The sequence below is a fragment of the Providencia sp. PROV122 genome, from assembly GCF_028482365.1.
Lineage (GTDB): Bacteria > Pseudomonadota > Gammaproteobacteria > Enterobacterales > Enterobacteriaceae > Providencia > Providencia stuartii.
The window spans coordinates 39,249-55,838 of record NZ_JAMPQI010000008.1; the positions used below are offsets into that span (position 1 = coordinate 39,249).

13 protein-coding genes and 2 pseudogenes are annotated in these 16,590 nt (G+C 39.7%); 8 read left to right on the forward strand and 7 right to left on the reverse strand.

Annotated features, from left to right (window positions below; genetic code table 11):
* The 8 genes and pseudogenes from PSE69_RS06860 to cas6f all read left to right on the forward strand — a co-directional run.
* Nucleotides 1-957 (forward strand): annotated as a pseudogene (locus PSE69_RS06860) (IS3 family transposase); the annotation flags it as partial.
* A 236-nt stretch (nt 958-1,193) separates the two neighbouring features.
* Entirely contained in the window at nt 1,194-1,595 is a 402-nt protein-coding gene (locus tag PSE69_RS06865; RefSeq protein ID WP_259465994.1) for a DUF1240 domain-containing protein, read from the forward strand.
* 918 nt (nt 1,596-2,513) lie between these two features.
* The gene (cas1f, locus tag PSE69_RS06870; RefSeq protein WP_272675190.1) at nt 2,514-3,491 is read left to right on the forward strand and encodes a type I-F CRISPR-associated endonuclease Cas1f; all 978 of its coding nucleotides are present in this window, start codon (nt 2,514-2,516) and stop codon (nt 3,489-3,491) included.
* The gene (gene cas3f, locus PSE69_RS06875; RefSeq protein WP_272675191.1) at nt 3,488-7,036 is read left to right on the forward strand and encodes a type I-F CRISPR-associated helicase Cas3f; all 3,549 of its coding nucleotides are present in this window, start codon (nt 3,488-3,490) and stop codon (nt 7,034-7,036) included. The genes cas1f and cas3f overlap by 4 nt, the downstream gene beginning before the upstream one ends.
* Before the next feature lie 150 nt (nt 7,037-7,186).
* On the forward strand, nt 7,187-8,458 hold the full coding sequence (locus tag PSE69_RS06880) for a type I-F CRISPR-associated protein Csy1 (protein ID WP_272675192.1): 1,272 nt from the start codon (nt 7,187-7,189) through the stop codon (nt 8,456-8,458).
* Nucleotides 8,455-9,402, forward strand: coding sequence for a type I-F CRISPR-associated protein Csy2 (csy2, locus tag PSE69_RS06885; RefSeq protein ID WP_014658070.1), 948 nt, complete (start codon nt 8,455-8,457; stop codon nt 9,400-9,402). Before PSE69_RS06880 ends, csy2 begins: the two co-directional genes overlap by 4 nt.
* Before the next feature lie 2 nt (nt 9,403-9,404).
* On the forward strand, nt 9,405-10,430 hold the full coding sequence (csy3, locus tag PSE69_RS06890; RefSeq protein ID WP_004918643.1) for a type I-F CRISPR-associated protein Csy3: 1,026 nt from the start codon (nt 9,405-9,407) through the stop codon (nt 10,428-10,430).
* Between the two features lie 8 nt (nt 10,431-10,438).
* Nucleotides 10,439-11,074, forward strand: coding sequence for a type I-F CRISPR-associated endoribonuclease Cas6/Csy4 (gene cas6f / locus PSE69_RS06895; RefSeq protein ID WP_004918644.1), 636 nt, complete (start codon nt 10,439-10,441; stop codon nt 11,072-11,074).
* A 299-nt stretch (nt 11,075-11,373) separates the two neighbouring features.
* Here cas6f and PSE69_RS06900 read toward each other — a convergent pair.
* From PSE69_RS06900 to fliM, 7 genes and pseudogenes are all read right to left on the reverse strand, one after another.
* Nucleotides 11,374-11,529: pseudogene (locus PSE69_RS06900) on the reverse strand (type VI secretion system tube protein Hcp); the annotation flags it as partial.
* Nucleotides 11,530-12,899: 1,370 nt separating this feature from the next.
* Nucleotides 12,900-13,682, reverse strand: a complete 783-nt coding sequence (gene fliR / locus PSE69_RS06910; RefSeq protein ID WP_004918654.1) for a flagellar biosynthetic protein FliR — start codon at nt 13,680-13,682, stop codon at nt 12,900-12,902.
* A gap of 2 nt (nt 13,683-13,684) precedes the next feature.
* Nucleotides 13,685-13,954, reverse strand: coding sequence for a flagellar biosynthesis protein FliQ (gene fliQ, locus PSE69_RS06915; protein ID WP_004918656.1), 270 nt, complete (start codon nt 13,952-13,954; stop codon nt 13,685-13,687).
* Between the two features lie 9 nt (nt 13,955-13,963).
* Entirely contained in the window at nt 13,964-14,707 is a 744-nt protein-coding gene (fliP, locus tag PSE69_RS06920; protein WP_014658072.1) for a flagellar type III secretion system pore protein FliP, read from the reverse strand.
* A gap of 12 nt (nt 14,708-14,719) precedes the next feature.
* Complete coding sequence (fliO, locus tag PSE69_RS06925) at nt 14,720-15,148, reverse strand: flagellar biosynthetic protein FliO (RefSeq protein ID WP_004918662.1); 429 nt, start codon at nt 15,146-15,148, stop codon at nt 14,720-14,722.
* 24 nt (nt 15,149-15,172) lie between these two features.
* Nucleotides 15,173-15,589: a flagellar motor switch protein FliN gene (gene fliN, locus PSE69_RS06930; protein WP_004918665.1), complete on the reverse strand. Its 417-nt coding sequence runs from the start codon at nt 15,587-15,589 to the stop codon at nt 15,173-15,175.
* Nucleotides 15,582-16,589: a flagellar motor switch protein FliM gene (gene fliM, locus PSE69_RS06935; protein ID WP_004918669.1), complete on the reverse strand. Its 1,008-nt coding sequence runs from the start codon at nt 16,587-16,589 to the stop codon at nt 15,582-15,584. The genes fliN and fliM overlap by 8 nt, the downstream gene beginning before the upstream one ends.
* Nucleotide 16,590: the final 1 nt, after the last annotated feature.

The following is a 16,590-nucleotide window of genomic DNA, read 5'->3' on the forward strand; positions in this document are numbered from 1 at the left end:
ACAAAGTATGGCGGCATGGAAACTAATGAAGCTAAACGATTAAAAGAGCTTGAAGAAGAAAGTACAAAACTCAAAAAATGTTTGCAGAAGTCAGCCTTGAAAATCATGCAATGAAGGAACTCTTTACAAAAAAGGGTTGATAGTGGCTGAGAAAAAGTCCTGCGCTCAGTCATTAAAGCGTGCAAGCTGACATCATTGTCACGAGCTACTTTTTATCGTCAGCCGTTAGATTGGCATAAAAAAGACAGTGTGGTGATTGATGCCATACAAGCGATTTTAGTGAAATCACCTCAATCAGGTTTCTGTAAATACCATTTCCGACTGAGCTTTCAAAGCTATCCTTTTAATCATAAACGAGTTTATCGCGTTTATTGTCGATTAGGATTAAATCTAAAACGTCGAATTAAAAAAGTGCTACCAGTACGTGAAAAAAGACCACTAATAATTGAGAAAACACCGAATATTCATTGGGCATTGGATTTTATGCATGATAGTTTATCTTGTGGTAACCGTTTCAGAACACTCAATATTATTGACGAAGGAACGCGTGAATGTTTAGCGATTGAGGTTGATACTTTATTATCGGCTGAGCGCGTCATCAGGGTGCTTGAAGGTTTAAAAGCAGAAAGAGGGTTATCGAAACAGCTCCGAGTCGATAATGGCCCTGAACTGATTTCAGCGACGCTATTGAATTATTGTGCAAATAATCGAATTGAGCTATGTCATATTCAACCCGGTAAGCCACAACAAAATGGCTTTATCGAACGTTTTAATGGCTCATTCCGCCGTGAATTTCTAAATGCATATTTATTTGAGTCATTAAGCCAACTACGTGAAATGGTGTGGTTTTGGCAATAATATTATAACCAAAATCGAACGCACGAAAGCTTAAATCACCTCCCTCCAGAGGTATATCGTAAACAGTTAGAAAACTCTAAATTGATGTGTCTCAATTAATGGGGAGTGGACAGTAATCATGGATATGACAAAATTCGCTATCGCTGCTTAAATAACAACGGCAGTGACAGGAGGTATTGTAACAGGTGCATTGATTTCATATGCTTTATATAAACTGGATGATGAATTTGGTATCAGTGAATCAATTATTAACGCTTTGAAATCTAAAAGGCCAAATAAACCTGTACCATTAGGGCATCCACAACAAATGTTCACTACTTGGGGGTTATGTAGTCGTGGTTTCTAATCCGGACATAAAGTTTTTAATATCTTCTATTATATTGTTTTTATTGGCATTATACGGGGTGTATGTATCAGTATCTCATTATCTTGATTACTTTTTAATGAAAGATAGAATATTATTTTCATTTTTAACGGGACTATTTGGCTTTGGAGCACCAATAGTCTTATATTTTTCATATTTTGGATTTATTTTGGCGTTTAAAAAAAAGCCAACAAAAAAAATTATAAAAGCGGCTAACTATTTAGCTGGTATAGTTATAATTGGCGTTTTTGTTAGTTTATTCTTTTCTTTTGAAATCAAATTTAATTTAACATCAAAAGGTTATACTGAGTGTTATAAAAGCTCTATATTTGCACCAACAGAGTATGTGATATCAAAAGATATGTGTAAGTAATATATATATCTTTTGATGTATTCGCTATTAAATGGCGTCGTGATATCGACTCATATTTCATTTGAATTCGTTGATATGGCATATAGAGTCATTATCTTTTATTGAATCCGGAAATATGTCTGAGATATCAACCAATGATACTCCTGTAAGTTTTACCCCATAATGCTTTCAAGCTAGCCATTCTGACTTGTTCGATAAAATATGAAGTTAGCCTCTAAAACTTCAGTTCACCCTATAAAACATCCAAATATACGTTGAAAGTTTAGAACGGTTTTGCGGGATTCTGAGTACGCTTTTAACATCATGCAAACTAACAGGTAAAACGATGCGAAGTCGCTAAAAGGCACAAACTTGTTTTGTGGCAAGAAACGATTTGACCAACCGAGTCAAACGAGGGCGGTAGGCTTTTGTTTTTCTCCTGATGAGCGTTCAGCCGAAGAAAATAGCCAGAGGGCGGAGCCTTATGTTATTTATTTTCTTCCAGAAAATGAGCGGCATTGATATTGAAAGTATTATAGTTGTAGGTTCGTAATACTATGATTCTATCCGTTATACATGAATCGGATAAAATAATAGATAGAACGAACGTCAGCTCACCTTTTCCTCAAGCGGTTTTAGCATCGAAACATCACCTAACAACCGTTGATTTTTACCCGTAAAAAAGATGATTGGACTGACATTTGCATTATCAATACTTCGGCTTAACTGAATCCCCATCGCCTGATAGTCATCATCGTTCGTACAATGATATAACGCTAAAACAAGCAATAAGTTATTTTTGATAAAACGCTTTGCGATCAGCTTCCCAAAATCACCATGTACTCTTTACAAACAATGAATAGCTATAGACAACACTTAAGTTAAACTGTATTTAAATAGTCATATGATTTAACCAAGTCAATGGAAGGCTAATTCAACATGGATGACTTTTCTCCCGCTGATTTAAAAACTATCCTTCATTCCAAGCGCGCTAATATGTACTATTTAGAGCATTGCCGCGTTATGCAAAAAGATGGTCGAGTTCTCTACTTCACCGAAGCGAAAAATGAAAACCTCTATTTCAATATTCCCATTGCGAATACAACAGTTTTGCTATTAGGCACTGGCACCTCTATTACTCAAGCTGCGATGAGAATGCTTTCACAGGCTGGGGTACTGGTTGGTTTTTGTGGTGGCGGTGGCACACCTTTATATATGTCAACGGAAGTAGAATGGTTAACACCACAAAGTGAATATCGGCCAACCGAATATTTGCAAGGTTGGATGCGTTTTTGGTTCGATGATAAAAAGCGTTTAGCTGCCGCTAAAACGTTACAACGATCTCGCATCAGCTATTTACAGAAGACTTGGCAAAGCTCCCGAGAATTGCAGAATGAAGGGTTTATTTATAATGATACGTTGATCCAAAATGCCTTAGAAACCTTTCATACACGAACTGAGGCGGCGGATGACCCTCAGACGCTATTACTCACAGAAGCCCAATTAACGAAGGCACTTTATAAATATGCAGCAAATAACACGGGGCAAAAAAATTTCACACGTCAACATCAAGCCATGGATAAAGCGAATGCCTTTTTAAACCACGGTAATTATTTGGCATATGGTTTCGCAGCGAGTTGCTTATGGGTACTCGGGATCCCTCACGGTTTTGCGGTTATGCATGGCAAAACCCGACGCGGCGCGCTGGTATTTGATGTCGCAGATTTAATTAAAGATGCCATCGTTCTCCCTTGGCCCTTTATTTGCGCTAAAGAGGGAGCCTCAGAGCAAGAGTTCCGCCAGCAAATCTTACAATCTTTCATCGATAATCACGCCTTAGACTTTCTTTTTGATACCGTTAAAACGATTGCGTTACAAACCGGCTCAGAGCAACAAATTCAGGAGCCTAAATTATGATGGTCACTTTTGTTTCGCAATGTGAAAAACATGCACTAAAAAGAACACGACGTGTATTGGATGCATTTGCTAACCGTATTGGTGATAACACATGGCAAACCCTCATCACTGAAGACGGCTTACAAACAGTCAAAAAAATGCTGAGGCAAAGCGCCAGTCGCAATACTGCTGTAAGCTGTCATTGGATACGCTCTCGATCACGCTCTCAACTCTTATGGGTCGTCGGGAATCGCAATAAATTTAATTCACAGGGGCATGTTCCGGTGAACCGTACTGAAAAATCATTTTTAGGCAGCGAGTTTGAAAATGATTGGAAATATCTCTCTTTAATTGCCGCTGTTGCTAGGTTAGCAGCCTTATTCCATGACTGGGGGAAAGCATCCCGCTTATTTCAAGATAAACTGAATCCAGCCGTTAAAATGCCTTTTAAAGGTGACCCTGTTCGGCATGAGTGGGTGTCCTCAATATTGTTTAGTTCATTGGTTAAAATCCATTCAGCGGAAGGGAGTGAGGAAAAATGGCTTGATGCGCTCATTCACCAAGAATGGGATGAATCACAGCTACAGCAATGCGTAAACGATAATTGTTTAGCATCAAATCCACTCGCTGAATTACCCGATGCGGCAGCGTTGTTGACTTGGCTAATTTTAACTCACCATAAGTTACCTTTCTTAGATGAGCAAGAGCTTTGTAATTGGCAGGACAAAGCCATTAATTTGCATACTCAATTATTGGCTAAGATAAAACAAAGTTGGGGCTATAGAAACGGGAATGACGATGCTCAATTTCAACAACGCATCAAGATGTGTTTTGAATTCCCTAATGGCTTATTGAGTAACTCCAAAGCGTGGGTCCAAGCCGTTCAACAAGCGGCAACTGATTTAAAAAATCAACTCCCTTTGTTCCAACAAGCAATGGCAGATGGGAGTTGGCGAGTTATCGCTCACTATGCTCGCCTTTGCTTAATGCTAGGAGATCATAATTACTCATCTCAAGGGAATGACCCACAATGGCACAGTGATATTGCACTTTATGCCAACACACACAAAATCCGCAATATTAACAATATTCCGCAAGTTACATTTAAACAGAAACTTTATGAACATCTCGTCAAGGTCGCTGAAACTGCTCGAGATATTGCAGAAACATTACCTTATTTTGAAAGTGAACCGCCGTTTGCTAGTGATGTTCCAAAGCTTGCATATGATAAAAACAGCACAGGGAAATTTAGTTGGCAAGAAGATGCGGTTAATTCAATTTATCAATACCGCAAAGAGCGTAATGATGACATTAAAGGTTATTTTATTGTCAATATGGCGAGTACTGGCTGCGGTAAAACGCGGGCTAATGCCAAAATCATGCAAGCATTATCTGAAGATAAGCAGAGTCTACGTTATATTTTAGCGTTAGGGTTACGCACATTAACGTTACAAACAGGGGATGAGTATAAAGATCAAAACAAGATTGGGCTAGGCGAAAGGGATCTTGCGGTTTTAATTGGCTCTAAAGCGGTGGCTCAACTGCATCAGAATGCAAAAGAGAATGAAAATGCATCAGAAGCCTCGAATGATACCTCTTCACATCAGACTAATAGCGAATCAAATGATTTGAAGCCTCACCAAACTGGCTCTGAATCACAAGAAATGTTATTTGATGAAAATGAAGAAATGCTCAGATGGGATGAGAATAAATGGTCAGGTATTCTGCCAGAAGAAGTATTATCCACCGTACTGACAAGGGAGAAAGATAGGGCTTTACTCTATGCTCCTGTATTAGCTTGTACTATCGACCATATTATAGGGGCTACTGAAACCATTCGTGGCGGTCGTTATATTCTGCCTTGTTTACGTTTAATGTCTTCAGATCTTGTGATTGATGAGGTCGATGACTTTATTGAGGCTGACTCGGCAGCCATCGCGCGTCTGATCCATATGGTTGGGTTACTTGGGCGTAAAGTGATGATCTCTTCCGCTACAATAACCCCAGATACTGCTTTGGCTTACTTTCATGCTTATCAATCTGGGTGGCATGCTCATGCAAAAAGCCGTCAACAGTCTTTAGAGATTGGTTGTATGTGGATTGATGAGGGGGAATATGACCCCGTAAAAGAGAAATGTAAATCTTCAACGCTAGCTGCTACGCTTGTGGCTAATGATGAAAATACCCCTTACTTTTATCAGCAGTACCATGGCAAGTTTATTGATAAAAGAGCCAAAGTGTTAGGGCAGCAACCTGCACGCCGTAAGGCATTAATAGTTCCTACACCAAAGGATAATACGCAAGAGAGTCAGCAATGTTATTTTAATCACATCCTCAATGCTGTATTAACCCAACATCATTACCATGCTTTTCTTGATAAACGCACGGGTATCCAAGTTTCATTTGGCGTAATCCGTGTTGCCAATATTTTACCTTGTATTGATCTAACGCGTTTCTTACTTGAGTGTGAGTGCCCTGATGAGGTTGAGATCCGCACTATGGCTTACCATAGCCAGCAAGTTCTATTGCTACGGCATGAACAGGAACAACATTTAGATAGTGTTTTAAAACGTAAGGAAAAATCAGGAGAAGAACCTGATGCGCTAAATGATGCGATCATTCGCCAACATCTCGCACAAGTCAGTGCAGAGGGGAAAGCTAAGCATCTGATATTTATTCTAGTTGCTACACCAGTAGAAGAAGTAGGGCGCGATCATGATTTTGATTGGGCGGTGGTAGAGCCTTCATCCTGGCGTTCTATTATTCAAATCGCTGGGCGTGTTCGTCGTCATCGAGAAGGGGAAGTGGCACAACCTAATATGGCGTTATTACAATACAACTTAAAAGGGTTTGAAGAAGGCAATGATAATCCATTTTCTCGACCCGGCTATGAAAATAGATATATTAATTTAGGGTTATCGACTCATGATCTTTACGAACTGGTTGATGAACAACAATTGAACAAATCAGTTGATGCGATCCCTCGAATACAAAAGCAAGCAAATTATGAAAGTAAAAAACACACTAATTTGGCCTGTTTAGAGCATGCAGCGATAAAGTATACATTTAAAATTGAGCATATTTTCCCGCCTAAACGGGCAGAAAATTCAGCAACATCATCAAGAAGAACCACTCGACGTTCAAATCATCAAACAATACCCAGTAATGCAGCATCTCATATTTGGGGTTATACCCATGGTAATTGGTGGATGACAGCAATATCTCAACAGATAGCATCTTTTCGTAGCGGCGCCCCTTCTTTTCGATTGGTGTTGGAAATCTTACCAAGAGGGGAAATGCAATTTAGTGAATATCATCGCGAAAATGGTTGGGTTAATGTGGGGGCTCAGAATGGAATTCATTTCATAGAGTTCCCTGAGTCAATGAAAAAGAGGCTTTGGTTAGTTCGGGATTATGCGAAATCTCTCGAATCCCAGACAGAGGAAGCAGAGCAAATCACTTCACTTTCACGGTTTTATGGCGAGATAACGTTTTTAAAATGTTTAAATGTACATGATGGATATCGTTATGATGACCAGATGGGGGTATACCCAATAAAAAGGTAGTTTGCATCACTTAGCAAAAAAGGAGTATTTCTACTTATTTTTGAACGTGATGTTTATCAGATGGGGAAATAGGATATAGCTTGAGATAAGTGGGGAGCTATCTGTGTATAAGCTAGATTAATAGATAAGTTAAGTCACAAGGGCCAAAATATGTTAGATCCAGCAATAGAAGCCTTTTTTGCTGAGCGCAAAGAAGGCTGGCTTAAAAAGAATCTAAAAGCTTCTATGAGTGAAGCAGAAGTGCATCAAATAGAGCAACAGTGTGAAGATACTTTTGCTTTATCGCAATGGTTACCGAATGCGGCAAAACGAGCAGGGCAAATATCGCTTTCGACTCACCCGTGTACCTTTAGCCATCCTAGCGCACGTAAAAATAAAAATGGCTATGTTAGTGCAATTATCGCTAATGCAAAGCAAGCGAATGATGGCTTTTTACGCTCAAGCAATGTTGCTGTAGAGCCTGATGCATTAGGTAATGCAGCGGCATTAGATGTCTATAAATTTCTTACATTACAGATGCAAGATGGGGCAACGTTATTAGCGCATATTGAAGCGGAAACGCAACTTGCAAAAACGTTATTAACTCTGAATAACGAGTCTTATCAAGAGATAAGAAATGGTTTTTTGGCAATGAGCGCAACGGATGATTCGGTGGTGACGAGTTCAAAAATCAAACAAGTCTATTTTCCGGTGTGGTTTGATGACGAAGACTATCACTTATTGTCTATTTTAACCCCTTCAGGATTGTTGTTTGAAATGCGCCGCCGCATTGATGATATTCGTTTTTCTGAACAGACTAAGACATTACGTGATCTAAAACGTAAAGGGGAATATAGCGAGGTAGGTTTTAAAGAGATTTATGGGCTCACAACCATTGGTTTTGGTGGCACTAAACCACAAAATATTTCAGTTTTAAATAATCAAAATGCAGGGAAAGCCCATTTATTGCTTTCTTTGCCCCCAGTGTTGAATATTCGAGAAACACGTTTACCAAAAACGAATTTTTTTACTGACGCGATAAATCCATGGCACACCAAGGAAACATTTCAAGCTTTCCATGGATTAATTAATTTACCGAAAGATAAACGAGGTAACCGCTTTATTGAATACCGAGATAACCGAATTCAAGAATATGTGGATTATATTATCGTCATGATGTGGAAAGTTCGCCGTGCTTTGGAACCGGAAAATATCACATTACCAAATAAGATTTCCAACTATCAAAAAACATGGTTATTTCCAGATAATCAAGAACAACGAGATAATACGGATGACTGGCTCGAAATATTAATTCCAGAAATTGCTCGTCAATTTATTGCAGGCTATAAGGTAGTTAATGGCAAAAAAGCATTATTTTTAGGTAACGATGAATTTAATGCCATTGTTGATGTTGTTGCGAGATATAAGGAATTATTGAGATGAACAATTCAATGAATCTAATAAAGCTCTCACATCTGAAAGTACATAATGCTAATGCACTATCAAGTCCATTCACTATCGGTTTTCCTGCCATGACAGCATGGCTAGGGTTTATGCATGCGCTAGAGCTTAAATTAAGAAAGATAGGCTTTTTAGAATTACAACTCGAGTCAATCGCGGTTATCAGCCACGAATGTAATTTACAAACGTATAAAGGTCCTAGTGATTTTGTAAGTTCAATCGTCGGTACGGGTAACCCACTCGATAAAGAGGGTAACCGTTCAGCGTTTATTGAAGAAGCCCGGTGTCATTTAGACGTTTCATTACTGATTGAATTTTCAGATAGAAATGATGAGTACGGTAATGTGTTAACGGATAAATCAATCGTTGACCGGATTTATGAGCTAATCCCAATGATGAAACTGGCTGGTGGCGATATTTTGTCTGTGGATCTGCCTCAGATGCATTATTTGCCTGCCAATGATGATATGGGGAAATATAGACGTAGCTTATTCAATAGTTTAATGCCCGGCTACGCTTTGATTGAGCGTAGAGACTTAATGGTATCTGCAATGGAAGATGGTCAAGATGCCATGGATGCGCTTTTAGACTATGTGACTGTCCATAATCAATGCGTTGAAGTAGACAGTCAAAATGAATCAAAAAACAAACACTATGAGTGGAAAGTTCAGCGTAAAACAGCGGGCTGGATTGTACCAATAGCGACAGGTTACCAAGGTATTTCCCCATTAGGTCAGGCTAAAAATCAACGAGACCCAAACGTTCCCCATCGGTTTGCGGAAAGTCTTGTGACGCTTGGTCAATTTGTCATGGTCAATAAGATAGGCCATCCCAATGAAATATTATGGAAATACAGTAATAACTTAGAAAATAGTCTCTATTTATGCCAACAAGTTGAATCAAAATATTTTACGAGCGGAGAGTAACAATGGCGAAGAATAATGATGTAGCATCAGTACTGGCATTTGAAAAAAAATTAGTTCCTTCAGATGGTTATTTTTATGGTACGAGTTGGGATCATAAATCACAATGTACACCGCTCGTGCTACAAGAAAAGTCAGTCCGAGGTACCATTTCAAATCGTTTAAAAGGTCCAGTTAAAAACGACCCATTAAAATTGAACGCTGAAGTAGAAAAAGCCAACTTACAAACAGTTGATGCTTGTGCATTAGGCACTCAACAAGATACGTTAAAGCATCAATTTACACTCAAAATTTTGGGGGGTGTAGAGACGCCATCTGCTTGTAATAATGCCTCTTTTAAAGAAAGTTATACTAAAGCGGCAAAAGAATATATTGCTAGGGAAGGTTTCCGTGAGCTTGGTCGCCGTTATGCGCATAATATTGCTAATGCACGCTTCTTATGGCGCAACCGCGTGGGCGCTGAAAAAATTGAAGTTGAAGTGAAAGTATTAAATAAAGGGCAAGAGCAGCAATGGACATTTGATGCGACACAATACAGCATTCGTAGTTTTGAAAAGCAAGATGATAAAGTGAATGAGTTAGGCGCTAAAATTGCTGCTGCACTGGCAAACAGTGAAGGGGCACTACTTCTTGAAATTACCACCTATGCCCAACTCGGGCAGTCTCAGGAAGTTTATCCTAGTGAAGAGTTGGTATTGGATAAAGGTAAAGGTGATAAAAGTAAGATCCTTTATCATGTGAACGGTCATGCGGCGATGCATTCACAAAAAATAGGCAATGCTCTACGCTCTATCGATACTTGGTATCCTGATTATAACGATGAAGTTAATAGTGCGGGGGCAATTGCTATTGAACCTTATGGGGCCGTGACTAACCTTGGTCGTGCATATCGAACTCCTAGCGATAAACAGGACTTTTATACGCATTTTGATAAATGGGCTCGTGGTGAAAAATTGGCACGACTCGAAGATGAACACTATGTTATGGCGGTCTTGGTGCGTGGTGGTGTCTTTGGGGAAAGTGACAAATAAGGTGAACTATGGACTATTATCAGGAGATCACATTACTGCCTGATTCGACGATACCGTTGGACTTTTTATGGCAAAAGGTCTATCAGCAAATACATATTGCGTTGGTAGAAAATAAGTCTGAGGCCGGTGATAGCGAAGTTGCGGTTGCATTTCCTGAATATGGAAGTGTTGGCTTCCGGTTAGGAAAAAAATTGCGTTTGCTCGCAAAGACTGAAAAAACGCTGACTCAGTTAAATATCAGTCACTGGCTAATGAGGCTAGCGGATTATGTGCATATTAAGTCGATTCAAGCGGTGCCAGAGCATGCCACGCCAATTAGTTATGTGCGTCAACATGTAAAAGGTGCAAAGCGTCTTGAACTGGATAGGTATAAGAAAGCTCAATTGTATTCAGTAAAATCAGGGCAGCCTATTGAGGTCTGTTTAAGCGCAATAAAAGAGCCTCAAACGCGTAGTCGTTTACCTTTTATTTGGATGGAAAGTCAGCAAACAAAGTCTAAAACAGAAGGCGATGGGCATCGTCCATTTCCACTCTTTATTCGGTGTGTTGCTGCGAAGGAAGCAAAGGCAGGCACGTTTAATTGTTATGGGTTAAGTCAGTCTATGGGGAAAGGCGAAGAGGTTGCCACCGTTCCACATTTTTGACCTTTTTTACCCTTGTTTTTTTGCTCTTTAAAAATTAAACATAAAAACAATAAGTTGCAGCAGACTGTAAAAAAGAAGGTATTTTGATAAAAATAGCTTTAACTGTTTGTTGTGACTTATTTTTTATTTGATACGCTATAGTTCACTGCCGCATAGGCAGCTTAGAAAAGATTGAGTGTGTTAGTCTCTGCCATCTTTCGTGTTCACTGCCGCATAGGCAGCTTAGAAAATTAGTACCAATTGTGTTAGCAAGACCAGTCAGTTCACTGCCGCATAGGCAGCTTAGAAAAATGAAACATCTACTTGATTTTATAATATTTTTCAAGGTGACCATTTTGGCTTGTTCTATAAAATACAAAGGTCGCTTCTAATTCTTTATTTTCGTCCAAAGTCACCGCTAATAGAGGCGAGGATTTATCAATCGGCTTTGTAAATACAACTGGTTTATATGAGGCACTTTGCTCACGAAAAGAACCATATTAGTTAGCCCCAATCACTTAGACTTCATCTTTATGACCAATTTGATAACGATTATCAATTGAGTTCTGAGATAAGCATCCTACTGAAATAAAACAAATATTTCCTCAGTGCGAGTTTGAAGTTGAGTTAAGGCTTCAAGTATATCATCATGATTGAGTATGCGTTTAGGCTTCTTTTCCGTCCGTTAGATGGCCCATTATCCGGAGGAACACCTTGAGAACGCGTATTACCATTTATCCTGAACCAATTTTATCAATTCTAATGTGCGGCCTAAGCGTTTATTATCAACGATAGCCCTTGGTCAACCTCGGACAGCTGATCATAAATAGAATAGGGCAAAATTCCGCCTTTTAAGCGGAGCTCTTTTTTCGAATTAACTCGAAACACCTCAATATCGCCATTAGCGTTTTTCGACTCAGCCTCTGAATCACACTGTAGTATCGAAAGATTACAACGTGTACCTGATAAGAGCACCAATCAATGGACTAGGAATATTTTGGATTGCACCGTCAAAAGAAGCCCAACCTAATCAGGCTTAGCTAAGTTAATGGGCTAAAAATCCATCATCGATAACTGACCTCGGAGAAAAGGAGACGCTGTCGCTTCACTTTTTTTGATTACAAGTCAGTAGGCTACCTATATTGTTGTATAGGTGGTTTGAAAAGAAAGTTAGAGCATTGCAAACAATTGATATAGTTCACTGCTACATAGATAGATTGATGCTATTAAATTGATTCTGGCCTTTCTTTTTGATTCCTGAAGCGCTACAGTTTTACGTGGATAGTAGTATTGAAATTAGAAAGTGCTTTGTTCTTTACTGCTGTTCTCTTGAACTGTCATAAGACAGCTTAGAAATGAACTATATTCTTGGTATTTTTTCCAAGTGTTTACTGCCGTATAGGCAGCATTAAGGTCGGTATAATCAGCTATTTAATTATGTTTTGTTAACTGGCTGATTATACTTCTTTCCTTTTGTTTTGATGAACATGATTTTTCCCTGAACTATATTATTGTTGTTTTTATTTGGTTGACGATGTCGGAGTTTATGCTAACCTTAAATTTAAACGCTACTACCAATAATCACGGGTGAAAAATGAAAATTTTCTTTAAATGCTGCATTGGTAAACTAAAAATCAATCCACGCGTAATTACCTGTTTTTCTTTAAAAGTAAAACTGAACTATAACTCAGGGTATTTATTCTCATTTATAGTGATAATAGGGCTATTAGATAAATACTTAATTAGTTGATTAGATTAAATCGACTGAATTAAAAGGAAATATGATAGGTTTTATCAAAATTATATTTCAAATAAAAAAGTGTTTTTTAAACGGGATAATACTTATTTACCCCCCAAGTAACCCAAACATCAAGGATAGCTGCTCAAAAGCTTGATGAATCAGTCGTTCACTGTAACGAGGAAGAATCGAAATAATTAACCCAAGCATACTAATACCGATAGTTAGAGTCAGTGGAAAACCGACCACAAACACCGATAACTGCGGAGTCATTCGGTTAAGAATACCGAGAGCAAGGTTAAGTATCAGAAACAGCGTGATAAATGGTAATGCCAACATCAATCCATTAATAAAAATGCTACTCGCAAATTGAGCCAATGACCAAAAGCCATCTCGACTAAGAGGGGAAACTTGAATTGGGATCAATTCAAATGAGTGAATAAGAATATAAATTAACCATAAATGCCCATCAAATGAGAGAAAAAGCAGCAACATAATTAAATTTAGAATACGCCCCAAAATAGGCATATTTGGCCCACCGGTTGGGTCGAAGAACGTTGCAAAAGATAACCCCATCTGTAAACCAATCACTTCACCGGCATGGCGCACAGCCGCAAATGCCATCTGCATGGTCAGTCCAATAGCCACGCCAATCACGATCTGTTGTACGATGACCCATAACCCCATCGCTGAAAATAAGGGAATGTTAACGACAGGAAGTTGCGGAGAAACTATTAAGATTATAAAAAACGCTAAGATAACTCGTACCTTAGTAATGGATTGCTTTTCATTAAAAAAGGGCGCTGTACCAAACAGCGCTAAAAGGCGTATAAAAGGATAGAAACCTTGGCTTAACCAGAGTGTGAGTGTCTCACTGGTAATCGTTAACATGATTAGCCAATAATAAAGGGCAGATTACTGAATAGCGTACGCATATAATCCAGTAATAGGTTGAGCATCCAAGGCCCTGCAATAATAATTACCGCGATGACCGACAAAATTTTAGGGATAAATGACAGCGTCATCTCATTCACTTGGGTTGCAGCCTGCAACAAACTGATCGTCAACCCTGCAACGAGTGCCGCCAACAATAGTGGGGCCGCTAACATTAAGGCAATTTTCATTGCTTCAGTGCCCAGGGCCATAACCGATTCGGGTGTCATTGTGATCCCTTAATTAAAAAAACTTTGTGATAAAGAGCCGAGTAATAATTGCCATCCATCAACCAGAACAAAAAGCATTAATTTGAACGGTAAAGAGACAGTGGCGGGTGGTACCATCATCATCCCAAGCGCCATCAAGACACTGGCAACCACTAAGTCAATGATCAGAAATGGAATGAAAATAGTGAAACCAATTTGGAATGCGGTTTTTAGTTCGCTAGTGATAAATGCAGGTACTAAAATCCGCATTGGAACATCTTTTGCCTCTTGGATCTCACCGACTTTGGCAATGCGTGCAAAAAGAGCCAAATCACTTTCTCGAGTTTGCCCTAACATAAAAGTACGAAAGGGGGCTGTGCCGCGTTCTAAAGCGGTTTCTAAACTGATTTTATCTTCACTAAATGGCTGATAAGCTTCACGATAGGCTTGGTCGGCAACAGGCGACATCACAAAAAATGTGAGAAATAACGCAAGGCCTAATAATACTTGGTTTGGTGGTGCAGAAGGGGTTCCAAGCGCATTACGCAGCAAACCTAGCACAATGATAATGCGCGTAAAACTTGTCATCATCAATAACAGTGCAGGGATAAAACCCAGCAATGTTAGAAAAAGTAAGGTTTGGACAGGTAACGACCAACTTTGCCCACCATCGGGTAATGTTCGACTGATTACAGGCGGTAATGATGCTAGAGCTTGCATAGGTAGCATCAATAATAACGAAGCGATCATTGCTGGGGATTTCACAGAAAACATGAGCGCTTCCAGTTAGTTATAATTAGAGAGATTTGAAGCCGCATGGTTGGCGGCATCTTGTTTTTTCTTTAGGATAGACTGAAATGTGAGTGGCTCAGTCACTGAAGTGAGTGCAGTTTCATTTTTAGCTGGGCATTGATGGAGTAAATTAACAGATTGTGCCGTGACACCAAGCACCAGCCATTCGTTATTCATTTCAACCACAACAACACGCTCTTTATTGCCTAGTGAGCAACTCGATTTGACTTTTATTAATGAGGGTTTACCTAAATTTCTAGGCGCAAAACCAAGTTTTTTCACTAGCCAAGCACCGGCCAATATCAACAAAATGATGCCACCTAACGCCCCTGAAACTTGCACTAAACTATCGCTATTGCTAATCGCAGGGGATATTTGGCTGCTAGGTTGTTCGGTCTGGCTGATAAAAGGTGTTGTTTTCATTTCAGTCTAGTCTCCGCTGTCTTATTAACGACTTAAACGGCGCATACGCTCTGAAGGTGTAATGATGTCCGTGATACGGATACCGTAATTATCAGAAACGACTACAACTTCACCTTGTGCAATTAAGTAACCATTAATAAGAATATCCAATGGCTCACCGGCTAATCCATCGAGAGAAACGACAGAGCCTTGTGACAAACTTAATAGCTTTTTAATCGTCATTTTTGTGCGCCCCAGTTCGACAGAGAGGCGAACGGGGATATCCATAATAAGATTGATATCAGAAAGCTGATTGAGTGCATTTTGCCCATCAAGATTTGCAAACGCCTGTGCACCGGCAGAGGCGGATTCCGCTTTCTTTTGTTGCTCCAGTGCCTCAGCCCATAAGTCCTCACTGTCGTGATTGGTTGATGCATCAGGAGAATTCTTCGCCTCACTCATTGGTACTTTCCTCATCTAGAGTGTTTAAAACAGGGTTAATCAAATGTTCTACACGCAATGCATATTGGCCATTTTGGGTTCCGTATTGACTGGTCAACACAGGCACGCCATCAACACTAACGATGAGGCGATCTGGCTTCTCAATAGGGATAACATCCCCTTTTTGCAATTGCAGTAAGCGAGATATCCGCAGTGGAATATCGACAAAATTTGCGACTAGCTCTAACTCTGAGCGCTTGACTTGGGTGACTAAATTACTCACCCAAGCTTCATTTTCTTGATGCCCTTGCTCCACAGGTGGGTTAATCAACCGTTCACGTAACGGTTCAATCATGGCAATAGGGATACAGATACTGAATTCACCAATGGTATTTCCTATCTCGACTAAGAAAGGTGTCGTGACCACGATGTCATTAGGCGATGTCGTAATATTGGTAAACTTCACCTGCATTTCGGAACGAACATATTCCACATCAATATCAGCGATAGGCCTCCAAGCATCACGGTAAGCGCTTAATGCCAATTTCAGCATACGATGAATAATGCGCTGCTCGGTATTGGTAAATTCCTTGCCTTCTGAGCGAACAGGAAAACGTCCATCGCCACCAAATAAGTTATCGACCGCGATATACACCAGCGCAGGTTCGAATGTGAATAATGCCGTGCCGCGTAACGGTGGCATATGAATAAGGTTCAAGTTTGTAGGAACAGGTAAGTTACGAGCAAATTCATGATAAGGCTCGATTTTTATGCCACCAACAGTAATGTCAGGGCTACGGCGTAACATATTAAACAACCCCATACGGAATTGGCGTGCAAACCGCTCGTTAATAATTTCGAGTGATTGCATCCGCTCCCGAATAACACGACGTTGGGTATTCGGGTCGTAAGGGCGAACCTGCTCTTTGTCTTTAGGTTGTGTCGCTGATTCATTTGACGATGGTGCGTCATCATTGAGCAACGCATCGATTTCAGCCTGAGATAAAATATTATCGCTCATC